Source organism: Chromatiaceae bacterium (assembly GCA_024235395.1).
GTDB lineage: Bacteria > Pseudomonadota > Gammaproteobacteria > Chromatiales > Chromatiaceae > Thiosocius.
This window is the reverse complement of the sequence record JACKMK010000003.1, coordinates 219,361-245,345: the sequence shown is the minus strand read 5'-3', so window position 1 is coordinate 245,345 and position 25,985 is coordinate 219,361. Positions and strand designations below refer to the sequence as shown.

General features: G+C 64.8%; 24 protein-coding genes. 10 read left to right on the top strand and 14 right to left on the bottom strand.

All coding sequences use genetic code 11. From position 1 onward, the window contains the following. Position 1: 1 nt before the first annotated feature. Positions 2-2,062 (bottom strand): thioredoxin domain-containing protein, encoded by a 2,061-nt coding sequence (locus tag H6955_14480; GenBank protein ID MCP5314762.1) that lies wholly within the window; start codon positions 2,060-2,062, stop codon positions 2-4. Between the two features lie 162 nt (positions 2,063-2,224). Here H6955_14480 and H6955_14475 point away from each other — a divergent pair, with 162 nt between their 5' ends. Beyond that, positions 2,225-2,449, top strand: coding sequence for a hypothetical protein (locus H6955_14475; protein ID MCP5314761.1), 225 nt, complete (start codon positions 2,225-2,227; stop codon positions 2,447-2,449). 27 nt (positions 2,450-2,476) lie between these two features. Here the strand turns inward: H6955_14475 and H6955_14470 are convergent, their stop codons facing one another. Beyond that, complete coding sequence (locus H6955_14470; protein MCP5314760.1) at positions 2,477-3,985, bottom strand: DUF853 family protein; 1,509 nt, start codon at positions 3,983-3,985, stop codon at positions 2,477-2,479. A 210-nt stretch (positions 3,986-4,195) separates the two neighbouring features. Here H6955_14470 and H6955_14465 point away from each other — a divergent pair, with 210 nt between their 5' ends. Together H6955_14465 and H6955_14460 are read left to right on the top strand one after the other, a co-directional pair. Beyond that, positions 4,196-5,143, top strand: coding sequence for a zinc metallopeptidase (locus H6955_14465; GenBank protein ID MCP5314759.1), 948 nt, complete (start codon positions 4,196-4,198; stop codon positions 5,141-5,143). Positions 5,144-5,174: 31 nt separating this feature from the next. Continuing rightward, positions 5,175-6,368, top strand: a complete 1,194-nt coding sequence (locus H6955_14460) for a class I SAM-dependent rRNA methyltransferase (protein ID MCP5314758.1) — start codon at positions 5,175-5,177, stop codon at positions 6,366-6,368. Positions 6,369-6,404: 36 nt separating this feature from the next. Here H6955_14460 and H6955_14455 read toward each other — a convergent pair whose 3' ends face one another. After that, on the bottom strand, positions 6,405-6,758 hold the full coding sequence (locus tag H6955_14455) for a helix-turn-helix domain-containing protein (GenBank protein MCP5314757.1): 354 nt from the start codon (positions 6,756-6,758) through the stop codon (positions 6,405-6,407). 145 nt (positions 6,759-6,903) lie between these two features. Beyond that, entirely contained in the window at positions 6,904-8,157 is a 1,254-nt protein-coding gene (locus H6955_14450) for a hypothetical protein (protein MCP5314756.1), read from the bottom strand. A gap of 105 nt (positions 8,158-8,262) precedes the next feature. Here H6955_14450 and H6955_14445 point away from each other — a divergent pair, with 105 nt between their 5' ends. From H6955_14445 to folA, 4 genes are all read left to right on the top strand, one after another. After that, the gene (locus H6955_14445) at positions 8,263-9,099 is read left to right on the top strand and encodes a prolipoprotein diacylglyceryl transferase (protein ID MCP5314755.1); all 837 of its coding nucleotides are present in this window, start codon (positions 8,263-8,265) and stop codon (positions 9,097-9,099) included. Then, positions 9,096-9,929, top strand: a complete 834-nt coding sequence (locus H6955_14440; GenBank protein MCP5314754.1) for a thymidylate synthase — start codon at positions 9,096-9,098, stop codon at positions 9,927-9,929. Before H6955_14445 ends, H6955_14440 begins: the two co-directional genes overlap by 4 nt. 125 nt (positions 9,930-10,054) lie before the next feature. Beyond that, on the top strand, positions 10,055-10,192 hold the full coding sequence (locus tag H6955_14435) for a hypothetical protein (GenBank protein ID MCP5314753.1): 138 nt from the start codon (positions 10,055-10,057) through the stop codon (positions 10,190-10,192). Between the two features lie 80 nt (positions 10,193-10,272). After that, on the top strand, positions 10,273-10,803 hold the full coding sequence (gene folA / locus H6955_14430; GenBank protein ID MCP5314752.1) for a type 3 dihydrofolate reductase: 531 nt from the start codon (positions 10,273-10,275) through the stop codon (positions 10,801-10,803). On the opposite strand, the gene H6955_14425 is transcribed toward folA, so the two are convergent. From H6955_14425 to speE, 4 genes are all read right to left on the bottom strand, one after another. Beyond that, positions 10,781-13,759 (bottom strand): MMPL family transporter, encoded by a 2,979-nt coding sequence (locus tag H6955_14425; GenBank protein MCP5314751.1) that lies wholly within the window; start codon positions 13,757-13,759, stop codon positions 10,781-10,783. The two genes, folA and H6955_14425, sit on opposite strands and share 23 nt — an antisense overlap. 18 nt (positions 13,760-13,777) lie before the next feature. Beyond that, complete coding sequence (locus tag H6955_14420) at positions 13,778-15,280, bottom strand: hypothetical protein (protein ID MCP5314750.1); 1,503 nt, start codon at positions 15,278-15,280, stop codon at positions 13,778-13,780. A 39-nt stretch (positions 15,281-15,319) separates the two neighbouring features. Continuing rightward, positions 15,320-16,132 carry an outer membrane lipoprotein-sorting protein gene (locus tag H6955_14415; protein ID MCP5314749.1) on the bottom strand — a complete coding sequence of 271 codons (813 nt, stop codon included), beginning with the start codon at positions 16,130-16,132 and terminating at the stop codon, positions 15,320-15,322. Positions 16,133-16,343: 211 nt separating this feature from the next. Continuing rightward, positions 16,344-17,204, bottom strand: coding sequence for a polyamine aminopropyltransferase (gene speE / locus H6955_14410; GenBank protein ID MCP5314748.1), 861 nt, complete (start codon positions 17,202-17,204; stop codon positions 16,344-16,346). A gap of 148 nt (positions 17,205-17,352) precedes the next feature. Here speE and speA point away from each other — a divergent pair, with 148 nt between their 5' ends. Then, positions 17,353-19,227 (top strand): biosynthetic arginine decarboxylase, encoded by a 1,875-nt coding sequence (gene speA, locus H6955_14405; protein ID MCP5314747.1) that lies wholly within the window; start codon positions 17,353-17,355, stop codon positions 19,225-19,227. 169 nt (positions 19,228-19,396) lie between these two features. Continuing rightward, positions 19,397-19,726 carry a hypothetical protein gene (locus tag H6955_14400; GenBank protein ID MCP5314746.1) on the top strand — a complete coding sequence of 110 codons (330 nt, stop codon included), beginning with the start codon at positions 19,397-19,399 and terminating at the stop codon, positions 19,724-19,726. Positions 19,727-19,788: 62 nt separating this feature from the next. Here the strand turns inward: H6955_14400 and H6955_14395 are convergent, their stop codons facing one another. Further along, positions 19,789-20,331: a sigma-70 family RNA polymerase sigma factor gene (locus tag H6955_14395; protein MCP5314745.1), complete on the bottom strand. Its 543-nt coding sequence runs from the start codon at positions 20,329-20,331 to the stop codon at positions 19,789-19,791. 156 nt (positions 20,332-20,487) lie between these two features. Then, on the bottom strand, positions 20,488-21,840 hold the full coding sequence (locus tag H6955_14390; GenBank protein ID MCP5314744.1) for a sigma-54-dependent Fis family transcriptional regulator: 1,353 nt from the start codon (positions 21,838-21,840) through the stop codon (positions 20,488-20,490). Positions 21,841-22,030: 190 nt separating this feature from the next. On the opposite strand from H6955_14390, the gene H6955_14385 reads away from it, so the two are divergent. Then, the gene (locus H6955_14385; GenBank protein MCP5314743.1) at positions 22,031-23,266 is read left to right on the top strand and encodes a diguanylate cyclase; all 1,236 of its coding nucleotides are present in this window, start codon (positions 22,031-22,033) and stop codon (positions 23,264-23,266) included. A gap of 85 nt (positions 23,267-23,351) precedes the next feature. Here the strand turns inward: H6955_14385 and H6955_14380 are convergent, their stop codons facing one another. The 4 genes from H6955_14380 to H6955_14365 all read right to left on the bottom strand — a co-directional run bounded on the left by H6955_14380 (position 23,352) and on the right by H6955_14365 (position 25,977). Further along, positions 23,352-24,326 carry a class I SAM-dependent methyltransferase gene (locus H6955_14380; protein MCP5314742.1) on the bottom strand — a complete coding sequence of 325 codons (975 nt, stop codon included), beginning with the start codon at positions 24,324-24,326 and terminating at the stop codon, positions 23,352-23,354. Then, complete coding sequence (locus H6955_14375; GenBank protein MCP5314741.1) at positions 24,284-24,667, bottom strand: DUF423 domain-containing protein; 384 nt, start codon at positions 24,665-24,667, stop codon at positions 24,284-24,286. Before H6955_14375 ends, H6955_14380 begins: the two co-directional genes overlap by 43 nt. Beyond that, the gene (locus tag H6955_14370; protein ID MCP5314740.1) at positions 24,667-25,218 is read right to left on the bottom strand and encodes a hypothetical protein; all 552 of its coding nucleotides are present in this window, start codon (positions 25,216-25,218) and stop codon (positions 24,667-24,669) included. The genes H6955_14375 and H6955_14370 overlap by 1 nt, the downstream gene beginning before the upstream one ends. Positions 25,219-25,299: 81 nt before the next feature. Continuing rightward, positions 25,300-25,977: a thioredoxin family protein gene (locus tag H6955_14365; protein ID MCP5314739.1), complete on the bottom strand. Its 678-nt coding sequence runs from the start codon at positions 25,975-25,977 to the stop codon at positions 25,300-25,302. Between the last annotated feature and the right edge of the window lie 8 nt (positions 25,978-25,985).

Here is a 25,985-nt window from a genome sequence, read left to right as displayed (position 1 = left end):
TTTATTCCGCGCCCGCTGTTTCATCGGCCAGCCGCCGCTGCAGCGCGTCGATCGAGTCGATCGGCGTCTCGCACCGGGTGCCGCGGCAGCAATAGGCGACCGTCCGTCCGGGAAGGGCCCGTTTCGCCGCCAGTCCGGCGGGCAGTTCGCCGGCATCGTCGGGGACCACAAAGGCGGTACGGTGGGCGGCGTAGCGGGCAGCGATAGCGCGATGCCAGGTCTCGGTGTCTGCCGGCGTGCCGCGGATGATCCAGTGTTCGCCCGGTTCGAGGTAGTGCCGAAGCCCACCGAGCAGTCCGATGTGCGCATAGGGTGCGCCTTCCACCACCGACCAAGCGGCGCGCAGCGCGCGATCGGCGCTTTGCTGCAGGGCGGGATCGCCACACAGCTCGGCCAGCCCCTGCAGGGCCTCGATCGCGACCGCGTTGCCGCTCGGTGTCGCGTCGTCGGACAGCGGCCGCGGCCGGTGCACCAGGCGTTCATGGTCGTCGGAAGTAAAAAAGAACCCCCCTTGCTCAAGGTCCTCGAAATGCCTGCGCAACCGATCCGCCAGCTGCAGCGCGAATGCGAGCCAGTCGCTGTTCCAGCGCACCTGCAGCAATTCAAGAATCGCGTCGATCAGGTAGGCGTGATCGTCGAGATAGGCATTGAGCTGGGCGCGACCGTCGCGGCTGGTCGCCAGGAGCCGCCCGTCACGCCAATGGTGCGCCATCAGGTAGCCGAGCGCGCGTTCTGCGGAATCGATCCAGTCCGGTCGCTCGAGGCGTCGCCCGGCTGCGGCCATGCCCTTGATCGCCAGGGCGTTCCAGCTGGTGAGGATCTTTTCGTCACAGCCGGGCCGGACCCGTTCGACACGGGTCGCGAGCAGCTTGTCCCGTGCGCTGCGCAACAGGCGGCCCACATCGCGCGCGGCGAGCCCGGTCGCTTGTTCGATCTGCGCGGTATCTCTGAACGTGTGCAGGTGCCAATGGCCCTCGAAGTTCGCGGCGCGGTCGAGCCCGAAGCGCGCTGCGAACACCCGGTATTCGTCCGCGTCCAGGATCGCCACGACCTCGGCCGGGGTCCAGACGTAGTAGCGGCCCTCCCTGCCGTCGCTGTCGGCATCGAGGCTGGCGTAGTAACCGCCCAGCGGCGACTGCATCTCGTCGATCAGCCACTGCGCGGTTCGCTCGCAGACGTGTTTGAACAGCGGGCGGCAACCGCTCGCGGCCCATGCCTCGGCGTACAAGGCCAGCAACTGGCCGTTGTCGTACAGCATCTTCTCGAAATGCGGGATCATCCACTGTTCGTCGACTGAATAGCGAAAGAAGCCGCCGCCGAGGTGGTCATTGATGCCGCCCTCGGCCATCCGCTGCAGCGTGTGCAGCGCCATATCCAGCGCCACCTGTTCACCATGCCGGGCGCCCTGGTGCAGCAGGAAGCGCAGCGTGGTCGGGTGGGGAAACTTCGGCGCGCCGCCGAAGCCGCCATGCCGGGCGTCGTATTGTTCGGCGAGTTGATGCACCGCCGTGGCGATCGGCCGTGCGTCCGGTTCACCTTCCGGCCGCACGGCGTCGATCTGCAGCAGCGCCTCGCGCAGGTGCTGGTTCTGCTCGTCGATGGCGTCGCGTTGCCTGCGATAGGCGCCCTCCACCTGGCGCAGCAGGTCGCGGAACGCCGGCAGGCCATGCCTCGGCTGCGGCGGGAAATAGGTGCCGGCGAAGAACGGCGTCTGGTCGTCCGGCGACAGGAACACGGTCAGAGGCCAGCCGCCGGGGCGGCGTGCCAGCAACTGGTGTGCGGTCTGGTAGATCCGATCGAGATCGGGACGTTCCTCGCGGTCGACCTTGATGTTCACGTACAGTGCGTTCATCACCTCCGCGGTCTGGGGATCCTCGAACGATTCGTGTGCCATCACGTGACACCAATGACACGCCGAATAGCCGATCGACAACAGAATCGGCCTGTCTTCGCGCCGCGCGCGCTCGAGTGCCTCGTCACACCACGGCCACCAGTCGACCGGATTGGCGGCATGCTGTTGCAGATAGGGGCTGGTGGAATCGTGCAGACGATTGATGCTCATGGCGGTCCCTGGTCGATTCGGGCGCCCGCCTGGATTCGGGCGCTTTCGATCCCCGAGCATACCGTCGGTGGGTCGGTGGTTCCCATGTTGTGCCCGAGGTCAAGCCGGGTTACACGCCCGGCATGGCAGAATCGTCAGACCTTTACCCTGAGGAATCAGCAAATGAGACACTTGGCGATCCTGTTGGGCGGCATCTCGATATTCGCGGCCGCCCAGTACGCCCAGACCGAACCGGCCGCTCCGGCCGGTGACCAGCGTGGCCGCTACGAGGGGGTGGTCGGCTCCGCGACCTCGGTCTGGGTGGTCGATACGCACACCGGCCGGGTACGCAAATGCACCCAGGAATTCGCCGACCAGACGCCGTCCTGCTCAGCGCTGTCCAACTGAGCCCCGCGGCCGCGGTCGGCGCACGGCTCAGCGGCGCCCGGTGATAGAGCCGAGGATGCCGCGGATGATCTGCCGGCCGAGCGTCGAGCCGAGCGAACGCGCTATCGATTTGGCCAGCGCCTCGCCGACGCTCTGCCGGTTGCCGCTGCGCCGGCGTTCCGCCTGCTCGTCCTTCTCGGCCTGCCGACGACGCTCCTCTTCGGCCTTGGCGCGCTCCGCCGCTTCCGCTTCGCGCTGCCTTTGGGCGGCGAGTTCCGCTTCACGTTTCTGCAACATCTCGTAGGCGGATTCGCGATCGACCGGTTGTGCATAGGCGCTGTACAGCGGGGAGCGTTTGATCAGCTCGTCACGGCGCATGTTGTCGATCGGACCGAACTGGGAGCGCGGTGGCGCGATCAGCGTGCGCTCGACGATGCTCGGCACGCCCTTCGCATCGAGGGTCGAGACCAGCGCCTCGCCGACCCCCAGTTGCCCGATCACCTCTTCGGTATCGAACGCGGGATTCGCGCGAAACGTCTCGGCCGCGGCGCGCAGTGACTTGCGGTCGTTCGGGGTATAGGCGCGTAGCGCATGCTGGATGCGATTGCCCAGCTGGCCTATCACCTCGTCGGGGACATCGCTCGGGTACTGGGTGATGAAGAACACCCCGACGCCCTTCGAGCGTATCAAACGGACCACCTGGGTGATGCGTTCGAGCAGCGCCTTCGGGGCCTTGTCGAACAGCAGATGTGCCTCGTCGAAGAAGAACACCAGCCGGGGACGGTCGGCATCGCCGCGCTCCGGGAGTTCCTCCATCAGCTCGGACAGCAGCCAGAGCAGGAAGGTGGCGTAGATGCGGGGCGAGTGATACAGGGTCGTCGCGTCGAGGATGCTGATCACGCCGCGGCCCGAGAAATCGCTCTGCATCAGGTGCTCGACACGGATGGCCGGTTCGCCGAAGAACACCTCGCCGCCGGCCTCCTCGAGCACCAGCAGGCGGCGCAGGATGGCGGTCACACTCGCACTCGAGATGCGTCCGTAGTCGCGTTCGAGTTCGCGCGCATGGTCGGACACCCAGTTGAGCATGGCGCGCAGATCCTTCATGTCCAGCAACAGCAGGCCCTGGTCGTCGGCGACGCTGAACGCGACCTGAAGAACGCCCTCCTGGGTCTCGTTGAGTTCGAGCAGGTTGCTGAGCAGGATCGGTCCCAGCTCCGACACCGTGGTGCGTACCGGGTGCCCCTGCTTACCGTAGACGTCCCAGAATATCGTGGGACTGGGTTCGAAAGGCGGCGCGTCGATGCCGATGAACTTCAGTCGTTCGTCGATCTTCGGGTGCGCCTTGCCCGGTCCGGCGAGGCCTGAAAGGTCGCCCTTCACGTCCGCGGTGAACACCGGTACGCCAAGCCGTGAAAAGGACTCCGCCAGCACCTGCAGGGTCACCGTCTTGCCGGTACCCGTGGCCCCGGTTATCAAGCCGTGGCGGTTGGCCATGCCGGCATCCAGCAGTACCTGTTTTTCGCCCGTGCCGCCGAGCAGGATATGGGTGTCCGCCATCGATCTCTCCGTCGTTTTGCGCGCACTTTACCGCGAAACAGGGATCGCCCGCATGCCGGGGCCATGGAGTCGACAGGTGCCGCGCACCTACGCTGGCGGAGGGTTTACACTGCGCACTCGGTCGTCGTCAGCAACGCCCCGGCGCGTGCCTGGCGACCGGGGTGGTGCCAAGGCGGCGGTACCGGGTCGGGACCTAGCGGAGACGAGCGTATGCGTTGGAGAGGCAGACGGCAGAGCGGCAACATCGAGGACCGGCGCGGGAGCTCGCCCGGCGGATTCGGTGGCTTGGGTGGGCTCGGCGGCTCGAGCGGGTCGGGCGGTGGGCTGTTGCGACTGTTGCCCGCGGTGTTCCGCCTGTTGGGCGTCAAGGGCACGATCTTCGTGGTGTTGGCGTTTGCCGCTTACAGCTACTACAGCGGGGGTGGCCTCGGCGATCTTCTCGGCGGCATGCAGTCCGGTGCGCCTGCCTCCTCGTCGAGTGCGCCGTCGGGCGAGGTCGAGCAGACCGCTCAGGAAAAAGAACTGGTCGAGTTCGTCTCGGTCGTGTTGGCGGACACCGAGGAGACATGGAACACGCTGTTCAAGGCCGGTGGCGAGGAGTATCGAGAACCGCGTCTGGTGCTGTACCGCGGGGCGGTGAACTCGGCATGCGGTCTCGGCCAGGCGGCGATGGGCCCGTTCTACTGTCCCGGTGACCAGAAGGTCTACCTCGATCTGAGCTTCTTCGACGATCTCAAGCGCCGCCATGATGCGCCTGGCGACTTCGCACAGGCCTACGTGATTGCCCACGAGATCGGACACCATGTGCAGACATTGCTCGGCATATCGAGCGAGGTGCAGAAGGCGAAGCGCGGTCTGGACGAGGCCGGGGTCAACCAGCTGTCCGTGAAGCAGGAACTCCAGGCGGACTGTTTCGCCGGCATCTGGGGTCACCATGCGAGCCGCACCCGTCAGCTGCTCGAAAAGGGCGATATCGAAGAAGGCCTGAACGCCGCCAGCGCGATCGGTGACGATCGGCTGCAGCGCCAGTCACGCGGTTTCGTCTCACCGGAGTCGTTCACGCATGGCAGCTCGGCGCAGCGCGTGAAGTGGTTCAAGACGGGGCTTGAAAAAGGCACGCTCGCTGCGTGCAACACCTTCGCCGCGGGGGCACTTTGAAACAATCGGCTGGCCACCGGGACCGACCGCGATGAGTGAAGTGCTGCGCTTGGCGAAAAACCAGGATCGACGGCTGCGTGCCGGTCATCTGTGGATCTATTCGAACGAGGTGGATAACGATGCGACGCCGCTCAAGTCGTTTGCGCCGGGACAGGTGGTGGACATCGAAAACGCGGCCGGCCGCTGGCTGGGGCGGGGATACGTCAATCCGAATTCGCTGATCTGTGGACGCCTGGTCACCCGCGATGCCGCCGTGGCCATCGACGTGTCGCTGTTCATCCACCGGATCAAGGTCGCGCTCTCGATGCGCGAACGCATGTACGCCACACCCTTCTATCGCCTGGTGTTCGGCGAGGCCGATGGCCTGCCTGGCGTGGTGGTGGACCGCTATGGCGACTATCTCGCGTTGCAGTTGTCGACCGCCGGCATGGACGCGCAGCGTGAAGGCCTGATCGCTGCCCTGATCGAGGTGCTCAAGCCGTCGGGCATCGCCTTGCGCAACGACTCGGCGGTGCGTGAACTGGAAGGTCTGGAGCGCTACGTCGAGGTGGCACATGGCGTGGTCCCGGATGCCGTGCCGGTCGAGGAGGGTGGTTGCCGATTCGAGGTCTCGCTGACGGCCGGTCAGAAGACCGGTTGGTTCTTCGATCAGGCGGCCAACCGCGACCAGTTCGTGCGCTACGTGGCAGGTCGGCGCGTGCTGGACATGTTCAGTTATGTCGGTGCCTGGTCGGTGCGTGCCGCCGTGTCCGGTGCCGATCAGGTCACCGCGGTCGACGTCTCGGAAAGCGCGCTACAACAGACCGAGCACAATGCGCGTCTGAATGCCGTAGACGACCGGCTGAGGTGCCTGCGTGGCGATGCGTTTCAGGTATTGCGCGAGCTGCGCACGCAGCGCGAGCGATTCGACGTCGTGGTGCTCGACCCGCCGGCGTTCATCAAGCGCAAAAAGGATATGAAACAGGGGGTGCTGGCGTATCGCCGGCTCAACGAGGCGGCGCTTGGATTGCTCGCGCGGGACGGAATTCTAGTAACGGCGTCGTGTTCTTTTCACATGCACCGGGATCAGCTGTTGCTGGCCATACAGCAGGCGGCCAGGCATAGCGATCGCAGCCTTCAGTTGCTGCAACAAGGTCAACAGAGTCTTGATCATCCCATCCACCCCGCGATTCCGGAAACGGCCTACCTCAAGGCGTTTTTCATGCGCGTTCTACCCACGCTCTGATTCGCCTTCTGGCCCGGCCGGCCAGAAAGCCTCGGTTCAGGACGACATGCGCCGGCTGGCGAGCAGGCGGATCTCGCTGCGCACGCGTTCACGTTCACCTTCGCTCAGCGTCATCCAGATCTCGGCTACCTCGCGAGCGTCGTCGGTCAACGGCGTGGCCTTTTCGTCACCGAACATCAGCCAGGCAGGGTTGACGTCGAGGACTGCAGCGATCTCGTCAATCTTGCGCGGGCGCAGGCTTTTGCCGTTCTCGATCTTCTGGATCACTGCCTGGTTCGTACCCGCCTGGACCGCCAGTTGTTCCTGGGTCCAGCCCATCTGCCGGCGCCGGTAGCGTAGTCGCTCACCCAGCGTACGCAAATGATGCGGGATTACCTTCGTTCCATTCATGCCTACGAGCCTCATAGCCAACTCTCACCTGTCAGGGTTGTTGGATTGTGTTGTGCAGTTGCTAACGGCGGTGCCGGTGGAAACTTGAGAATTCGGAGAAAGTCAGGAATTTAGGGCAGGTTGTCCCGAATCGGACGATTCACGGTCAGTCTTGGTACAGGCTGCAGGCATCGATCCGGCGTTCGATTTCCGCCATCATCTGCTGGTAGGCGGGGCTTCCGACGTGCTCGAAGCGCGCGGCGAAGTCCTCGCTGCGCATGTGCTCGGGCAGGTCCTTGGCAGGCGGCATCAGGTCGCCGTCGACCACGCCGCTGGCGATCCGCCGTTGCACGCGGCGCGCATCCTCGGTGGAACCGGCCGCCAGTGCGCCGAAGCGGGTGCCCGCGCGGTCGGCGGCTATGTCGGTGAAGCTGAACCCGGATCCGCGGTCGGTGTCGGCGAGTTCTTTGAACAGGCCTATCGCGTCCGACAAGGTGCTGTCGCTGCGTGCAGCCAACGCGGCGGACGTCAGGAAGTGCTGGGCGAAATCCCGCCGCCCCTGCAGTTTCGACCGGAAACGTTGTGGTCTACGTGCCGCGTCGGGAACGAGCTGCGCCAGGTCGCGCCGGCTCGCCCAGGTGCCGAGCACGGTCAGCAACGCGACATTCTCCGCCACCGGGTCACGATCGGAGGATCGCGCCTGTGCCAGCGCGAACAGCGGCACCAGCCACTCGACCAGCGGGGTATCGCGCCCGAAGCCCTGGTCCTGCAGTTCGACCAGGAGATCGTGATAGAGGCGCAGCGCGGCGTGGTCGGAGCCGGTCAGCAGGGCATTGCGTACCTCACCATCGGCGCCACTGTCATCGCCATATACCAGGCGCAGATACCCGGTGGTCACCTGCAGTCCGCGCACCGCCGCGGTGGCCGGTTCGATACCGGTGCGTGCGAGCAAAGCACGCAGCCCGTATGCCGCCAGCCGGTCGGCCATCGCCGGCGGCAGGGTGACGCGACCGATCCGCAACCGGTCGACCCGCGGCGGACTGCCGCCCGCATCGATTGCGCCAGTGATGTTCAGCACATGCTGCCAGGGATCGTGAGGCACCGGGATGCTGACCGAGAAGTCGATGCGGTCCGCGGACAGGGTTAGTTGCGCGTTACCGGAGATCCAGCGACGCACCAGATAGTCGACCGCGAGGTCGAGGTCACGAGCAGCGATCTCGACCGTATGGCCGTCGCTGGCGGACAGCCGTTGTTGCCCGCTGCCCTTCAGCAGTGCTTCGGCGCGCGCCAACTCATGGTGTGACAGCGCGGGTCCGCGGTCGACCAGCGGGACCCGGTCCAGTACCAACCAGGCGACCGCCGCGATTGCCAGCACGCCCAACAACACCAGCAGCGACAACAACTTCGACAGTGCGCGCATACATAACTCCTCAGCGGCCGGACAAGCCTACTCAGGGTGCCGCAGGCTGTCCACGAAAGTGACGCCCCGGGTTGTCGAGCCCGCCAGCTGATACACTCGCGCGCCATGGTTTACCCGGACTTCGATCCCGTCGCACTGCAGCTCGGACCGGTGGCGATCCGCTGGTACGGGCTCATGTACCTTGTTGGTTTTGCCGCCGCCTGGTGGCTGGGGCGGCGGCGTGCGCGTCGTGTCGATTCCCCGGTCGATGTCGCGCAGTTCGACGACCTGCTGTTCTATGCCGCACTGGGAGTCATCCTCGGCGGGCGCATCGGCTACACGCTGTTCTACGACTTCTCCAACTGGCTGGCCGACCCGCTGCAGATCCTGCGCATCTGGGAAGGCGGGATGTCGTTTCATGGCGGTTTGCTGGGCGTGCTGCTGGCAGTGGCCTTGTACGCGCGCCGCATCGGACGCCGGTTTTTCTCGCTGACCGATTTCATCGCACCGCTGGTGCCCCTGGGCCTTTTCACCGGGCGTCTCGGCAACTTCATCAATGGCGAACTGTGGGGCGCGCCGAGCGACGTACCCTGGGCGATGCAGGTGCCCTGTGTCAGCCATCCGGGTCTGTGCTGGGACAAGCTGGCGCTGGCACCGGGCAGTCTTCTGTCGCCGCCGCTGCATCCCACGCAGCTGTACGAGGTGGCACTCGAAGGTATCGCCCTATTCGCGATCCTGTGGTGGTTCAGTGCCCGGCCGCGGCCTACGATGGCGGTGTCCGGCCTTTTTCTGATCGGTTACGGCCTGTTCCGATTCCTCGTGGAGTTCGTGCGTATGCCGGATGCGCACCTCGGCTACCTCGCATTCGGATGGGTTACCATGGGTCAGCTGCTGTCTGCGCCGATGCTGCTCGCCGGCGGCGTCCTGATCTATCTCGCCTATGCGACCCAGAGTAGGGCATGAAACAGTATCTCGACCTGTTGTATCGCGTTCGCCAGTTCGGCGACTTCAAGGGCGACCGCACCGGTACCGGTACCTGGTCGCTGTTCGGACACCAGATGCGATTCGACCTGCGCCAGGGGTTTCCGCTGGTGACGACGAAAAAGATCCACCTCAAGTCCGTGGTCTACGAATTGCTGTGGTTTCTCCAGGGCGACACCAATGTGCGCTACCTGCAGGATCACGGCGTGCGTATCTGGGACGAGTGGGCCGACGGGCAGGGTGAACTCGGTCCGGTGTACGGCTACCAATGGCGTTCCTGGCCGACCCCGGACGGTCGCCACATCGACCAGATCAGCCAGGTGGTCGAACAGATCAGGGTCAATCCGAATTCGCGGCGTATGATCGTGAGTGCCTGGAACCCGGCCGACCTGCCTGACGAGCACATCTCGCCGCAGGACAATGTCGCGGCCGGCCGCATGGCGCTGGCGCCTTGTCATGCGTTCTTTCAGTTTTACGTCTGCGACGGGCGGCTGTCCTGCCATCTCTACCAGCGCAGCGCCGACATCTTCCTCGGTGTCCCCTTCAATATCGCCAGCTATGCGCTGTTGACGATGATGATCGCGCAGGTATGCGGGCTCGAACTGGGCGAGTTCATCCACACGCTCGGTGACGCCCACCTGTACACCAACCACCTCGAGCAGGCCGACGAGCAGCTGCGTCGCACGCCCTACGAACTGCCCAGCCTGTCGCTGAATCCGGATATCCGGGACCTGTTCGCGTTCCGTTACGAAGACATCGCGCTGTCGAACTACCAGTGTCACCCTCACATCAAGGCGCCGATCGCCGTCTGACGGGCCGTGTTGCAATGCAGCATTTTTTCTGACGCAGATCAAATCATTCGCCACCACCGACTTGTATTTTGGGACAGATTCAGTATATAAGTAGTTAACAAAATACTTGTTTAGAGGATCTGGCGATGAGTGGCGAATTGCAGGTTGATGGCCGCGAGCTCCTGGCCCTGTCGGAAGAGGCCCCCGATCAGGTCGAAGCGATCATCGAGATGATGATCGATGCCGACGAGGAACTGTTCGCGGACGACGACGAAGAGGAATAACCTCTCGGCTTCGGCCCGCCGTGCCGGGCGCGGCGGGCCTTTGAACGCGGCCGCGGTGTCTTAGCTGATACCATCGGCCGATGTCTGTTCTACCCAATCTATCGATCATCGCGGCGCTCTCAGAGAACCGCGTGATTGGCCGCGACAATCAGCTGCCTTGGCGGCTGCCGGCCGATCTGGCTCACTTCAAGCGTCTGACGATCGGCAAGCCCATCCTGATGGGCCGGCGCACCTGGGAATCGCTGCCGGGACTGCTGCCGCATCGGACGCATATCGTCGTGACCCGGGACCCCGACTACGTGGCACAAGGCGCCCTGGTGGTGCATTCGCTCGAGCAGGCGATTGCGGTCGCAGGCGACGCCGACGAACTGATGGTGGTCGGCGGTGCCCAGCTGTATACCCAGGCCGTGCCGATCGCGTCGAGAATGTACCTGACGCTGGTCCACGAACGCGTTGCCGGCGACACCTACTTTCCCGAATATCCCGCGTGTGAATGGCGCGAGATCGCGCGCGAGCCCCACGCGGCAGACGAGCGCAACCCGCATGCCTACAGTTTCGTCACCCTTCAACGACGGGGTGAGCCTGCGGTCAGTCGGCGCGTTGCGCCTTGAGTTCGCGGTTTTCGTCCTGCAGCTTCTTGTAGGCCCGGGCGAGTGCGCGCACCTTTGCGGGATCGTCGGGTAGCGTACGCGATTTTCCAGCCAGCGCATCGACGATGCCCTGTTCCGCCGCGTCGAGCCATTGTTCGATGACGGCTTCCGGTATCGCGTACTCGCGCGCTGCCGTAGCCGCGCTCATCCGGCCCGCCAATGCCTCCTTGATCACTGCAAGCTTGCGCTCCACGGTCCAGTAGTCCTTGTCGATCACGGCATCGTCCGGCGATCCCTCATCGTCTGCCTGGGCCGGACGACGCCGCAAGCGCGCCAGCAGGGTCGACAGCCGGCTGCGTTTGTCGAAGAAAATGACCAGCAGCCCCGGCAGCAGCAGCAGGTCGAACAACAGCGCACTCACCAGCCCGATCGTCGTCAACAGTCCGAAGTTGCGGGTCGGAATGAAATCCGACAACAACAGGATCATGAACTGGGCACTGAGAATGATCGTCGTCGTCACCACTGCACGGCCCGCACTGCGGTAGGTGCGCGCCAATGCGACGACCGGCGAAATGCCGGCGTCTACGCGCCGCTTGAAGCCGTGGTAGACGTGGATCGTATCGTCGACCGCGATGCCGATCGCGACGCTGGCGATCATCGCGGTGGCCATGTCCAACCAGATACCGGTGATCCCCATGACCACGAACACCAGATAGATCGGCGACAGGTTCGGAAGCATACACAACAACGCGGCACCGAAAGATCGCAGGAAGTACAACATGAACAGGAAGATCAGTACCAAGGCACCCCACAGGCTGTACACCTGTCCAGATACCAGCAGGTCCTCCATGTCGGCGAACAGGCGTCCGTCTCCGGCGATCTCCCACTGCAGGCGATCGGTGACGTGCTCGCCGAGATAGGTGCGCGTGCGCTCGAGGAACTGCGCAATCGCGTTGGCGCTGTGCACGTTGAGATTCAGGACGATGTGCGAATGCTGAAAATCGCGATCGACGAAGTCGTAGATGTCCTCGCCGTCATAGATCAACAGGTATTGCGTGATCAGGCGCGCATCATCCGGCAGGACGCGCTTGTTCGGATCTTCGGCATGAAAGCCCCAGTTCATCTCCTCGACGAAATCCGGCAGGCCGAAACTCCGGTCCACCTCGGGCTGGGCCTCCGCCCAGGTCTGGAAGTCGCGCATGGTGCGCAACGCCGCGGGGTCCTTCAGCCCGTCGCGTCCGTCGCTGTCGAACAGCACCGAAACCGTGGTGGTGCCGACCAGCTTGGCGTCGATATAGCGGGTGTCCCGGCGGATTGGGTGATCGAAGTCGAAGAACTCCTGCAGGTTGGTCTCGACCACGACCTTGCCGATCTGCGGGGCGCCGGCGGCGAGCGCGGCCAGAACGGTCACGGTCACCAGGACCGGGTGTCGGATGCCGGTGCGGTACAGTGCGCCGACGATCTGGTCGACCAGTCGCGCACCACCGCGTGTGTGCGCCCAGTGACGTTTGTCCCAGCGTGCAACGATGTTGGGCAGGATCCGGTACACCACCAGGTAGACCAGCAGTGTGCCGGCCGCCGAGATCAGGCCGAACATCCTGATCGGCACGATCGGGCTGGTGGCCAGCGATGCCAGACCGCCGGCGGTGGTCAGTGCAGCGAACAGCGCCGGGCGATCGACCTCGGATACGGCGCGGGTGACGCGTTCGGTTCCACTGAGGCCGCGTTTGGACGCGTGCAGCAGCGCATTGAACAGATGCACCAGGGCGGCGACGGTCAATGCCGAGAGCAATGGAGGGATGATGCTCGATACCAACGTGAACGGCTGGTCGAACAACACATAGATGGCGACCGTGGAATTGACCACGACGCCGATCGCGACGCCGGCAAGCATCACCGCGAGCCAGCGCCGGAACAGCCACCAGATCAATAGCATTCCGACGGTCACGGTAGCCGGTATGAAGATCATGTTGTCGCGCAGCATGGAGCGTAGCTCGGCGACATCGACCGGGATCTGGCCGGCCACCGCGGTCAGGTATCCCCTGAGCTTTACCTCGTCGACCGTGGCGAGGATCTGTTCCTCGAGCGCGAGACGTTCGACACTGTTGTCGGCCTTGTGCGGGATCGCCACCATCGCGATCGCCGAGCCGTCGAGCGCCGCCAATGCGCCGCGGCTCAGGTGATCCGCGACCACGCGGGCGAGGCGTTCGGCCGGACGCGTTTCGTCGAGTCGCGAGATATCGATCAACGGCTCCACGATGAAGTCGTCCTGTGTCCCGCTGATGTGGTCCTGGTTGGTGACAGAGACCACGTCGTCGATACGTTCCAGCTTCAGCAACCGGCGACCGAGTTCGTCATAGGCGTTGAGAAAACCGTCCGAGTACAACGCGACGCCCTCGAACAGCAATACGAACACCTGGTCATTCGGAAAGCGTGTGCGCAGTTCACGATCGATGACCACGGCCGGCTCGTCGTCCGGGAAATACACCTCCGGCGCATTGTTGATGTTGAGTTTCAACAACAGCGTGGACGGCAGCACGGTGAACAGGATCAGGAAAAGCAGGCTGAGATAGTGGCGCCAGGGCAATGCCTGCAGGCGACCGGTCAGCGACGAATCCTTCGCGGTGACGAGATTGAGCTGAACGCAGTCCTCGCCGGCATAACGGGTTCGGAATGCCGTGCATTCGGCCACCAGCGGCAGGTCGTCCGCGCGTCGAAGCACCAGGCGCGCTCGCGGTGGCGCCTTGTCGGTTCCCGCGGCCCGCTTGGCCGCATCGAGGTGTTCGCGCAGAAGCTCGTGATCGCGTTCCTCGACCAGGTCGAGCAACGGGATCGCCTGCAGTTCGTCGAGCGACTTGTAGCCCACGCGCGCCAGGAATACCGGGTTCGCGTAGACGAAGAATCCCTCGTGGACGATCGCGGCGGCGCGCGGCGAGTTTTCCAGCTGGGGCGGCCGGGGCGTTGCTTCTTCAGTCACACGGAAAACCCGCGAGCGTCAAAACTTGGCCCGCCAACCCAGGTTGATCGACGAGTGGTCCTCATGGAATCCGCTCAGCGTCTGGTCGTCGCCGTCGAAATAGTGCGCCGCCAGGTAGAACTCGTGCGGCTCGGCACCGAGGAATGCGATCTCCGGATTCAGGTAGATGTCCTTCTGGTCGAGGCCGACGTAAAAGTCCAGACTTGCGCGCCAGCGTTGCCGGTCGAATGGAATGTCGATCTCGCCGTTGACGTTGTAGATCTCCTCGCGATCGAGGATCCGTGGGGCGTCGATCAGCTGCATGCCCATCAACTGCAGGTTGACCCGCGTATCCCCGTCGCCAGGGTGGAATTCGACGCCTCCACCCCAGGCGACGGCCGGTGTGGTGGTATAGGAAAGGTCGCTGCGCGTCACCGGGTTGTCGCTGCTGTACAGCGCCTCGACGCGCCAGGTCGCGCCCGCCGCGTCGATCGCCGCGTCGAGCCCGTAGGCCCAGGAGCGCGGGTACACCGCCTCGAACCTGCCCGGTCCCGCGGCGCGGAAGTACGGCGTCGACTGGCGGGTGTTGGCGAGTGTCATGCCGATATCCGCGAACGAATGCGTGCGCGTGAAGCGCATGCCGAATCCGCCGTCGCCACCGGGTGCGCGGGCATCGATCCGGGCACCCTGTACCGCTGCCGGCGGGAGGTCGTCGGGATCGATGCCGAGAATCCGTCCGGTGGTGCCGTTGATCGGATACCAGACGCTGTCTTTGTCCGGTAGCTCCGCGGCGCGGAAATCGACCAGCCAGACGAGGTCGAGCTTGCCGCCGCCGACCAGCGTCTCAGCGCGCAGCACCGGGTTGGCGCGGCGCCGGTCCGCGAGGTCGTCGAGCACTCCGCGGGTCAGGTCGGCGGTGCTCACCCGGTCGGCCAACGGCAACTCGTCGAGACGTCCCCAGATGACGGTCTGGGTCCCGAGCGTCAGACGGGTACGCTCGCCATGCAGGCGCACATAGCTCTCGCCGTAGTCTGCACCGAGCGTCGAGAAATCATTGTCACCATGCTGGTCGTGGGCATCGGCGCGCGCAGCGAGCTGTAGCTCCCACTGCGGGTTGGCACGCCAGTTGGCCGACACCTCGATCTTGCCGTACAGGGCGCTGTCGGCTTCGGAGTCTGCGTCGGTGAACGCGCCGTATTCGGCCCGCACGTCTTCGATGCGCAGCGTGACAGGCCAATCATTGGCCGCAGGCTGGGCAGTGTCGGCGACGGCTGCGGATGCTGCGGGCGATGCTTCCGCAGGGCCGGTGTCGATGACGATCTCGTCCGGTGCGTCCGCAGGGCCGGCGTCGATGACGATCTCGTCGACCGCGGGCGTCTGGCCGGTGGTGTCTTCGATCAGGATCTCGTCGGCGCCACCGGGCAGCCCATCGACCTCGATCACGATCTCGTCCATCTGTGGGTCGGCGGCGAATGCACCGCTCAGCGCGATACAGGACAACAGCGGCAGCAGGTGGATCGAGCGTGACGGGAAATCTGGCATGGTCGGCGGCCCTTGGTTATTGCAAGTCGATCGCTCGGTCTACGGCCGGTAGGGAATTTCAGCGCTGTCGTTGGACAGGGATTGGCTGGAAAACAGGCGATCCGGGATTTTCTGGTCGTATTTTACCGCCGATTGTGAGATCCGCGTCACATGTCCGCTCTCCAGATCCTCGACCTGGCTCTCCATGACGGTCCAGTAGCCCTGGATGCGCTTGATGCGTTTTGCGGTCAGTCGCTTGATCGGTTTGTCGGAATGGGCCTGGTAGAGCTCGGCGCGCAGCACCAACAGCGTCTGCGGGTGTACCCAACTCACCCGCTTGGTATAGACGGAGTTGTCCGGGTCAACCGGTTCGCTGACCAGTACCTTGCACAACAACTTGCCGAGATGCTCTTCGCCGACCAGGCGATGACGGTCCATGGACACTTCGCGGTCACGCAGGTCTTCGAAGAACAGATCAGATCCGACGAATCGGCCGCCCTTGCGCGCCGACGAGACGCGCCGTACCCGATCCAGCGCCGGCAGATAGAGCCACTGATCGTTGTTGTCGCCGGGATAGTCTTTGGTCAGCAGGCCGACGCCCTGGATGTCCGCAGGGCTGGTAAAGCGCGTCAATGACCAGCGTTCGCCGGGGCCCTTGTCGATCGCCAGCGTGTACATTTCGCGTTCGCGCGGCGCGCGACCCTTTTCGACCAGCGTCATCATCGCGCGCGACGCGAAGTCGTCGCCGTTGGGGGCGTCATACACGGCTTGGGCGAGCGCGCGACCTGCCGTTTCCGCCTGGTCTGCGCCAACCGATCCGGCACACAGCAGCCCGGCCAACAGGGCATACAGCATATTGTGCGGCAGATGCATGGGGTACTCCCGGTGTCGGGACGCGTCCGGAGGCGGCGTCCGCGATGCGTTCGAAAGCGTAGCACAGGGTGTCGAGATGCCCGCTGGCAAACCGTCATCACCCGCCCCGGCAGATCGTGCGGCGGGTCTCCGCTGCAACTCGGTCGTCAACCGGGCTTGCCTCTAGATCGACCCCGCGTGATCGGTCTTTAATGGTGTGCAGCGACCGGCGTCAGCGCCACGTTGTGCGTGCGCGCCTGAAGAACTCCGGCTCGGCGAAGGCCGCGCGGTGGATGTCGACGTTGTAATACTGGGTATCGAACGGCCGTGCTGCGGCATCCGCGTCGCGAAAACCCTGCAACGGTTCGTCTTTGGCGCCGATGGTCGCCGACCACCAGCCGGTCGGATAGATCGGCTGCGGGAAGAACAGCGTACGGCCGTCGACGAAGCCCGCGGTGCGCAGGCTGCGGTAGATGCGTTCGAGTATCGGCATGTGGATCAGCGGCGATTCGCTCTGCTGGACGATCAGGCCGCCGCTGTCGAGCGCGCGGTGACAGGCGCTGTAAAAATCGGCGCTGAACAACACCTCGCCGGGACCGATCGGGTCGGTCGAGTCGACGATGATGACGTCAAGCGACCCCGGTGCCGCGTCTTTCATCCATTGGATTCCATCGATGAACAGCAACTCCGCACGCGGATCCTGGTTGGAGGCGCACAGCTCGGGGAAATGCAGTTCCGCCGCACGGGTCACCACCTCGTCGATGTCGATCTGCACCGCGTGTTCGACCTCGGGGTGTTTGAGCACCTCGCGCAGGGTGCCACAGTCGCCGCCGCCGATGATCGCGACCCGCCGCGGTGCGCGGTGGCTGTACAGTACCGGATGACTCATCATCTCGTGATACAGGAAGTTGTCGCGCGTGCTGACCATGGTGCAACCGTCGATCAGCATCAGCTTGCCGTAGGTGTCCGTCTCGAATACCTCGACCTTCTGGTAGTCCGACTGCTGTTCGAACACCTTCCGACCGGCCCGCAGCGCGAACGCCGATCCGCCGTCCTCACAGATCTCCGTGACCCAATCGTCGTCCAGGCCCATCCCGCTCTCCGCGTTTGACAGTTGTGCGATGGCGCGCACCTTAGCGGCCCACAAGTTGTCCGGCAACCACTCCGTGTGCCGGCGCACCGGGCATGCGTGCGCCGATGAATTCCACGATAATCGACGCTTCACGTACAGAGGGTCGGTCATGTCTGCAAAGGTTGCGTCGGTCCCCCAGACTTACGGAGTTGCACGCTGGGGCGAGGGTTACTTCGGTATCAACGCCGATGGCCACGCGACGGTCCGCCCGAGGCCCGAACTCGACGCAGAGATCGATCTCTACGAACTGGCCTGCAGCCTGACCGCGAGCGGTCTGCGCCTGCCGGTGCTGGTGCGCTTCAACGATATCCTGCGCCACCGTGTGCGGGACCTGTGTGGCGCCTTCCACGGGGCCGCGGAGGCGATCGGCTACCGGGGAGGCTACCGCGCGGTCTACCCGATCAAGGTCAACCAGCAGCGCAGCGTCGTCGAGCAGATCGTCGCTGGCGGCGGTGACTGCGTAGGCCTCGAAGCCGGCAGCAAGCCGGAACTGATGGCGGTGCTGGCGACCGCCCCGCGTGGTGGCGTGATCGTGTGCAACGGCTACAAGGACCGCGAGTACATCCGCCTGGCACTGATCGGTCGCCGACTCGGATTCGCGGTATACATCGTGATCGAGAAGCCCAGTGAGCTCGAGCTGGTGTTTGCCGAGGCCGCGGATCTCGACATAGAGCCGTTGCTGGGCGTGCGCGTACGGCTGGCGGCAGTCGCCACCGGCAAGTGGCAGAACTCCGGTGGTGCGAAATCGAAGTTCGGCCTCTCGGCCGCCCAGGTCCTGACCCTGGTCGAACGTCTGCGCGCGCACGACCGTCTGCACTGGCTGGTCCTGCTGCATTCGCATATCGGTTCTCAGATTCCCGACCTGCGCGACATCCATCGTGGCATCAGCGAGGCGACGCGGTTCTACGTGGAGCTGCATCGCCTGGGCGCGACGATCGAGGTGATCGATGTCGGTGGCGGCCTGGGGATCGACTACGAGGGCAGCCGGTCGCAGCACTACTGCTCGGTGAATTACGACCTTGCTGCGTACGCCGAAGAGGTATTGCGGCCGATCGCGCGGGTCTGTGCCGAGCACCAGCTGCCGCAGCCGATGGTCTTCTCCGAGTCGGGACGCGCAATGACCGCGCACCATGCGGTGCTGGTCACCGACGTGATCGAGCGCGAGCCACCGTTCGTGGAGCCGGCCGATCGCACGCCCGCCGGCGACGATCTGCTGCAGCGTCTGCATGATCTGCTCGGCGCAGTGAACAGCGCCGACGCGCCGCACAGCCTGCAGAATGCCCGCCACCTGATGGCCGAGGCCAATGAGCGCTTCGGCCAGGGCACCATGGGGCTGGCGCAGCGTGCCTCGGCCGAGACCCTGTTCTACGCGATCGCACGCGCAGTGAAGGGTGCGCTGCGCCTGGAGTCGCGGCGTCACCGCGAACTGCTGGAGGAGCTCAACGAGATGCTCGCCGACCGCGTTTTCGGCAATTTCTCGTTGTTCCAGTCGTTGCCGGACATCTGGGCGATCGACCAGATCTTTCCGGTAATGCCGCTGCATCGCCTGGACGAGCGCCCGGACCAGGCGGCGTTGATCCACGATCTGACCTGCGACTCCGACGGCTGCATCGACAGCTACGTCGACCAGGACGGTGTCGAGAGCACCCTGATGTTGCACGCACCCAGGCCGGGTCAGCACTATCTGCTGGGGATCTTCCTGGTCGGCGCCTATCAGGAGATCCTCGGTGACATGCACAACCTGTTCGGCGACACCGATGCGGTGAACATTGTCCTGGACAGTGAGGGTCGCTACCGGCTCGCAGAGCCCGAACGGGGTGATTCGGTCGATGAGCTGTTGCGCTACCTGCATTTCGATCCTGCGGTGATGCTCGAGGCCTATCTGCGCCGGCTGCGTGAACAGGGGGTCGGCGAGGCCTACATCGACAGCTACTACCGGGAGCTCAAGGCCGGGCTGCATGGTTACACCTATCTGCGCAGCTGATTCGATGCCGGCCATCTTCGATACCCGCTATCGGGCGTTTTTCAATGTTGACGAGTGATCTATTCACGAGGCGGGTGCTTGCACGCCGACGGTAGAACGGAATAATCTGCTACGGTGCGTCTATAACGCCAAAAATAATGTCGGGGCGTACCGGTGAGGAGGCTCACAGATGACAATCATTGAAAACCTGCATGGCATGCTCGAGCGCGGGATCGACGGCGCACTGCTGCGGTATTCCCTGGGCAGCGAGTTCCTCAAGGTCGGTGATGCCGATCTGGCGATCATGCACCTGAGGGCGGCGCTGGAACACGATGCCGAATACTCGGCTGCGTGGAAGATGCTCGGCAAGGCGCTGGCGAGCACCGGCGCGCACGCCGAGGCAGTGGATGTATTGGGACACGGCATCGCGGTTGCGGAACGGCGCGGCGACGTTCAGGCGGCAAAAGAGATGGGCGTATTCCGCAAGCGCTCGCAGGCACAGCTTTCCGCTCCCGGCTGAGCGTGCCGCAGGGCACGTCGCGCCTGCGGCCGCCCGGCCCGGTTTTCCCCAGATTTTGGCGATCAGGTATTGCCTTCGAGCATGCCGCGCAGCTTTTCGCGCGCGCGGAACAGCCGCGTGCCGGCACCAGCGACGGAGATCCCCAGGTGTTCGGCAATCTCGCGTTGGGAGTATCCGTAGATCACCTGCATCAGCAACGGTTCCCGGTAGTCCTCCGGGAGCCGCTCGAGTGCGTTGCGCAAGACGAACGCGTCGGTCGATGTGTCGTAGTCCCGGTGCTGCGCGGCCAGCTGATCGGTCGGGACGTCGCTCTCCGGCAGGCGTTTACGCTCAAAACGGCGAGCATTCTCGCGCCGCAGTATGGTCAGCAGCCAGCCCTTGGCGGCGGCATCGTCCTGCAGGCTGTCGAGTGAACGCCAGGCGCGCAGCAGGCTTTCCTGCAGCAGGTCTTCGGCGAGCGAGGCATCGCCGCACAACCAGCGGGCGTATCGATACAGGTCGCGCGTGTGGGTCGTCACCAGGCGATCGAAGCGACGCTCGCGGGTCTCGGTTTGGTCGCGGTCGGTGCTGGGGGTGCACAGGTCGGCGCAGGCGATGGCAGTCATGTCGGTTCCTCGTGGATATCGGATGACAGACTGTTTGCAGCGGACGTGCCAACTTGTAACTAGTTGTTATTGAATGATTTATTTCGTCAACAGGGGTATCTGGCTGAACGTTCCGTTGTAACGAAACGTTAAAATCCATCACCGCCGGCGCGGTGCCTAGGCGTCGCGCGCCGGCAGGCGGAGGCGGTATTTCTGGATCTTGCGGTCCAGTGCCGGGCGGGAGATGCCGAGGATCTCGCAGGAGCGGCCCTTGTGTCCGCCGGTATGGTCGAGGACCCGTTGGATATGTGCCGCCTCGATCTCATCGAGCGACTGCAATGGCGATGCGGGATCGCCCTGAGGCGCACGCCGATCGTCCGCTGGTGCCTGCAGGCGGACGTGCTCGCGCGTGATCGGTCCACCGCGTGACAACACCATCGCCTGGGTCAGGACGTTTTCCAGTTCGCGCACGTTGCCCGGCCAGTCGTGGTCCAACAGCATGGCGAGGGCCTCGTCACTCAGCGCCGGCACCGCCTGATGGTGCTGACGCGCCGTCTTGTCGAGCAACGCCGCGGCCAGCAGCGGGATATCGTCGCGCCGATCGCGCAGCGGCGGCAACGCGATGTTGATGACGTTCAGCCGGTAGGCCAGGTCCTCGCGGAAGGCCCCCTCGCGCACCCGTGCGAACAGGTCGCGATGGGTCGCAGCGATGATCCGCGCCCGCACCGCGATGCTGCGGGTGCCGCCGACCCGCTCGAAGGTGCGTTCCTGCAAGGCGCGCAGCAGTTTCGCCTGCAGCGGCGCCGCGAGTTCCGCGACCTCGTCGAGAAACAGGGTGCCGTCCCCGGCCAGCTCGAAGCGTCCCGGTTTGCTGCGGTCGGCGCCGGTGAACGCCCCCTTTTCGTGACCGAACAGTTCGCTCTCGAGGAGGGTGTCGACGATCGCCGCACAGTTGACCGCGACGAACGGGCCGCTACGTCCACTGTGATCGTGGATCAGGCGCGCGACGATCTCCTTGCCGGTGCCCGATTCGCCGCTGATCAGCACGGTCGCCACATTGCCTGCGCACAGTGCGATCTGTTTGCTGACCTCGAGCATGGCATCGCTGCGCCCGATCAGTTCGCCTGCCGGCGCGGGCCGGGCCGCCGAAGCCGGACGCCGTGCCCTGCGTCCGGCCAGCACCTTGTCCACGGTCGCCTGCAGCGTCGCGGTCTTGATCGGCTTGTGTACGAAGTCGAGCGCCCCCGCTTTGATCGCCCGGATCGCCAGTTCCAGGTCGTGCTGGCCGGTCATCATCACCACTGCGGCATCGGATCGCACCTCGAGCAAGCGGGGCAGCAGCTCGATACCCAGGCCGTCCGGCAGCTGCTGGTCGAGTAGCACGATGTCCGCGTCGGAATCGCGGAACTGCGACAGGCCGTCGCTGCAGTCGACCGCGCATACCGCCTCGAACCCCTGCTCCTCGAAATGCAGCGCCAACATCTGCCGCAGTGCGCTGTCGTCGTCGATGATCAATACGCGGGCCATGATCACGGCATATTAGTGCCGTGGCCTCGAACGCGGTACCTCGCGGGGCGCTTTCGTTAAAGATACTGTCTCGCCGGCCGATCTAGAGTCCCAATCCGCACCCTCGCCAATCGGGGCCTCAGCAACCGTGGACATCCCGCTTGCAGAGCCGCAAACGCTGCATCCTTCCACCGACGTTTGTGGCGAACGCGTCTTGTTGATTGAAAACAGTCGGTCGATCGCAACGATCCTGGCTGCGCGAATCAGTGTCCACGATGCAACGGTCTGCGATATTGCGACCGACGCGGCACAGGCGCTGGTCCATCTGGAGCAACACGCGACCCGTTACTTCGTGGTGGTGCTCGACCTCGACGTCCCCGACCTGTCCGACCGGCCGCTGTTGGGGCGCGCGCAGCAGGCGGGCATTCCGGTGATCGCATTGACCGGGCGGATCGATGCGCAGCGGCGTGACGCGATGTTCGCCGCCGGGGTCGCGGACTACGTGATCAAAGACAATATGGTCGGCATCGATTATGTCGCGCGCCTGGTGAGCCGGCTTCTGCACAACCGCGGGACCAAGATATTGCTGGTCGACGATTCGCGGGCGTTTCGCGATTACCTCGGCAGCCTGCTGCAGCAGCATGGCTACGCGGTGATCAGCGCCTGTGACGGGGTGGAGGGGTTGCAGGCGCTGAATGACGAACCCGATATCCGGCTGGTGATCACCGACTACAACATGCCGCGCATGAATGGTCTGGCGATGGTCTCGGAGATCCGCAAGATCCGCAGCCACGAAGAACTCGCGATCATCGGTGTATCCGACTCGGCGGGACAGGACGTGCTGGCCAGTTTTCTCAAGGGCGGTGCGACCGATTTCCTGCACAAGCCCTTTTCCGTGGAAGAGCTGTACTGCCGGGTCGATCAGAATATCGACATGCTGCGCGTGATCCGCAATGCGCGGGATGTCGCGAACCGCGACTTCCTCACCCGCCTGTACAACCGACGCTACTTTTTCGAGCACGCCAGACGCCTGCACCAACGCGCGAAGTCGGGTGAGATGCAGCTCATGCTCGCGGTGGTGGACGCCGACCACTTCAAGCAAATCAACGACAACTTCGGTCACCAGGCCGGCGACCAGGCGCTGGTCGAGATGGCCACGGTACTGCGGGACCGCATGGACGGTAGGGGCCTGGTCGCGCGCTTCGGCGGCGAGGAGTTCGTCTGTCTGCACCTGTTGAACTGTGGCGCGGAACCCGACGAGTGCCTCGAGGATCTCCGTCGGCGGATCGAGGCGATCGACTTCCGACTCGATGGTGCACGCGTGCCCATTACCGCCAGTATCGGTGCGACCACGAGACTGCATGCCTCGATCGACCAGATGCTGTCGGAGGCCGATGCCGCCGTTTACGAGGCGAAGCGCGCCGGACGCAATCGGGTCGTGATCGTCTGAACCCGGCCGTCTTTGTCGGCCTGCGTGTCGCAGCCAGCCCGATCGATACACCCGCTGTCGGTATTGCAGGTCGCGTACGCGCCGGTCAGCCGCGCCGCAGGATCCAGCAACGGTGCGGAGTGTGGCGGCGAAAGTCGATCGGCACCGTCTGCCCGGTGATCTCGGTCACGGTGGCGAGCTGTGCGACCGCATCGTCGAGATGAAACCCCTGCCGATTGTTCGAAAAAAACAGCTCGCCGCGGGGCGTGAGCAGCTCCAGGGTCGCGCGCAACAGCCCGACATGATCGCGCTGCACGTCGAACGTGGCCTGCATGCGTTTGGAATTCGAAAAGCTCGGCGGGTCGAGCATGATCAGGTCGAAGCGTGCGCGCGCCGCACGCATGCGTTCGATGAACGCCAGCACGTCCGCCTGAACGAAGCTGTGGCGCTGCGGGTCGTCGAGGCCATTGTGCAGCAGGTTGCGCCGGCTCCAGGCCTGATAGGTCGCTGACATGTCGACCGTGACGCTGCGGCGTGCACCTCCCGCGGCCGCGTACACGGTGAAACTGCCGGTGTAGGCGAACAGGTTCAGGAAAACGGCGTCACCGGCCCGCTGGCCGACCATCTGCCGGGTGTCGCGATGGTCCAGAAAAAGGCCGGTATCGAGGTAGCGCATCAGATTGACTTCGAAGCGCAGGCCGCGTTCGGCGACCCGGAAGGACGGTGCCCGTGCCGCAGAGCGTTGGTATTGTTCCGTGCCGCGCTGCCGGCGGCGGTGTTTGATCACCACCTGTGGCGCCGGTACCGCGAGGGTCGCCGACAAGGTCTCGCGAATCGCCGCCAGTTCGGGATCGGTCAACGGGCGCTTGCGTTCGTAGACCTGGACATGGAGCCAGTCCGCATAGCGGTCGATCGCCAGCGGAAACTCCGGCATGTCACGGTCGTAGAGCCGATAGGCCTCGATGCCTTCGCGTTTCGCCCAACGGGCCAGTGCGCGCTGGTTCTTCAGCACCCGGTTGGCGAGCGCCTGCGGGTCTATCACGGCGCGGCGCGAAACGCATGCCAGGCGAGCGCCACCCATCCGACCAGGAACGCCGTCCCGCCGAACGGCGTGACGGCCCCCAGCAGCCGGATGTCGGTGAGCGCCATCAGGTACAGGCTGCCGGAAAACAGCAGGATGCCGACCGCGAACGACCAGCCTGCCAGGTCGAGCGCGCGGCTCGGTCGGCCGCGGTCGGCCAGTATGCCGACCGCCAGCAGCGCCAGCGCGTGTATGGACTGGTATTCGACGCCGGTGCGGAATGCGTCGAGCAGACCGACGCTGAGCAGGCCTTTGAGTGCGTGTGCGGCAAAGGCGCCGAATGCGACCGCGAACAGTCCACACAGCGCGCCGATGAAGATGAATTGGCGGGATGCGTTCATCAATGGAGCTCGAGTCTGCCGAGTTCTTCGAGGATCTGCAGAAGCAATTGCCGGCCTCGTGTGTCGAGTCGTTCGGCGAGGCGATCGGCATCGCGCTCGCCATTGATCATCGGGCGGATCACTGCCGCGAGGCGGCTCAGGTCTCCACCCGCCCGGCTCATCTGTTCTGCCATCTGGCTGATCAGCGTCAGGGCCTGCACGTCGCCACGGGCGGCCGCATGGATCATGTGGGCGAGTCCGGGCGCCGCCAGGGTCGGGTCGGCCGACCGGGTCGGGTCCGGCAGACTGCGCGGATCCTGCAGGCCGCTGAGTATCGCCGTCGCGATCACGCGGTCTTCATCGTCCAGCGCATCGAGACCGCGCAGGTCGCGTTGGCCGTCGGCCATGCGCCGGATCGCTGCGACCAGGGCGTGCCAACCCTGCTCGGCGGCGCCGCGCAACAATGCGTCGAGCCGCGGGCCGCCATCCGTCTGCTGCAGCAGGCGGACGGCTTCGCAGATAAAGCCGGCATGTGCCTGCACGATCTGTTGGTCTCGCTCGGGTAACTGCATGGTCGACGGGGGATCCAGTTGCCGGTCTGCGCAGTCTATCCGACGCCACCCACCCGCGACGACCACCGCTGCGCGTCCCGCTCAAGGATCGGGCGACGTGCCGGCAGCCAGCGATTCCTCGGCGATCTCGCGGACGTCGGCGTCGGCGTCCCCGCTCAGCCGGTCGAGCACCGCGCGCGCCTCGGCGCCGCCGGTCAGGCCGAGGAAATGGGCGGCGTCGGCGCGCAGCTGTGCGTGGGGGCTCTCCGCCAACGTGGCGAGATCCACGACCAGCGACGGCGGCAGCCCTTCGGCCGCCAGCTCCTCGAGTACCGCGCCGATCCCGATGCGTACCGCGTACGGGGTGTCCAGATCACCGGCCAGACGGACCAGCGGCACCAGCAGATGCGGGCTACGCCGGCAGGCGTTGATCACGCTGTCCAGCTGGCCGCCGGCGAGCGCCTCCAGCAGGTAGTCGCGCATGCCGTCCTCGCTGGTCGCGCGCGTGGCCCAACCGGCGAGCTCCTGCTGCGTATAGGCGCCGTTCAGTTCGAACGGGCCTATCCGGATCCAGGGCACGCCCCGTACGCCACGCGCCTCCGCGGCCTCCGGGTGACGGGCGATGTTGGTCACCTCGAGACGGCCGATGCGCCCCTGTTTGACCAGTTCGGCGAGCGCGGCCAGTACCGCCGGGCAATGCGCGCAACCGGTGGCAAGCATGAGTTCGGCATCAGGCGCTTGTTCTGAGACCACTGAAGACTCCCTCTGACGATCCTGCATTGTGTCAC

Coding starts and splice junctions, on each gene's coding strand:
- H6955_14375 (MCP5314741.1), bottom strand. CDS start 24,667: ATGAACGCATCCCGCCAATTCATCTTCATCGGCGCGCTGTGTGGACTG.
- H6955_14435 (MCP5314753.1), top strand. CDS start 10,055: ATGAGTGGCGAATTGCAGGTTGATGGCCGCGAGCTCCTGGCCCTGTCG.
- H6955_14450 (MCP5314756.1), bottom strand. CDS start 8,157: ATGCGCGCACTGTCGAAGTTGTTGTCGCTGCTGGTGTTGTTGGGCGTG.
- H6955_14365 (MCP5314739.1), bottom strand. CDS start 25,977: ATGCAGGATCGTCAGAGGGAGTCTTCAGTGGTCTCAGAACAAGCGCCT.
- H6955_14370 (MCP5314740.1), bottom strand. CDS start 25,218: ATGCAGTTACCCGAGCGAGACCAACAGATCGTGCAGGCACATGCCGGC.
- H6955_14480 (MCP5314762.1), bottom strand. CDS start 2,062: ATGAGCATCAATCGTCTGCACGATTCCACCAGCCCCTATCTGCAACAG.
- H6955_14455 (MCP5314757.1), bottom strand. CDS start 6,758: ATGAATGGAACGAAGGTAATCCCGCATCATTTGCGTACGCTGGGTGAG.
- H6955_14380 (MCP5314742.1), bottom strand. CDS start 24,326: ATGGGTGGCGCTCGCCTGGCATGCGTTTCGCGCCGCGCCGTGATAGAC.
- folA (MCP5314752.1), top strand. CDS start 10,273: ATGTCTGTTCTACCCAATCTATCGATCATCGCGGCGCTCTCAGAGAAC.
- H6955_14460 (MCP5314758.1), top strand. CDS start 5,175: ATGAGTGAAGTGCTGCGCTTGGCGAAAAACCAGGATCGACGGCTGCGT.
- H6955_14440 (MCP5314754.1), top strand. CDS start 9,096: ATGAAACAGTATCTCGACCTGTTGTATCGCGTTCGCCAGTTCGGCGAC.
- H6955_14420 (MCP5314750.1), bottom strand. CDS start 15,280: ATGCCAGATTTCCCGTCACGCTCGATCCACCTGCTGCCGCTGTTGTCC.
- H6955_14475 (MCP5314761.1), top strand. CDS start 2,225: ATGAGACACTTGGCGATCCTGTTGGGCGGCATCTCGATATTCGCGGCC.
- H6955_14470 (MCP5314760.1), bottom strand. CDS start 3,985: ATGGCGGACACCCATATCCTGCTCGGCGGCACGGGCGAAAAACAGGTA.
- H6955_14445 (MCP5314755.1), top strand. CDS start 8,263: ATGGTTTACCCGGACTTCGATCCCGTCGCACTGCAGCTCGGACCGGTG.
- H6955_14400 (MCP5314746.1), top strand. CDS start 19,397: ATGACAATCATTGAAAACCTGCATGGCATGCTCGAGCGCGGGATCGAC.
- H6955_14465 (MCP5314759.1), top strand. CDS start 4,196: ATGCGTTGGAGAGGCAGACGGCAGAGCGGCAACATCGAGGACCGGCGC.
- speA (MCP5314747.1), top strand. CDS start 17,353: ATGTCTGCAAAGGTTGCGTCGGTCCCCCAGACTTACGGAGTTGCACGC.
- H6955_14395 (MCP5314745.1), bottom strand. CDS start 20,331: ATGACTGCCATCGCCTGCGCCGACCTGTGCACCCCCAGCACCGACCGC.
- speE (MCP5314748.1), bottom strand. CDS start 17,204: ATGGGCCTGGACGACGATTGGGTCACGGAGATCTGTGAGGACGGCGGA.
- H6955_14415 (MCP5314749.1), bottom strand. CDS start 16,132: ATGCATCTGCCGCACAATATGCTGTATGCCCTGTTGGCCGGGCTGCTG.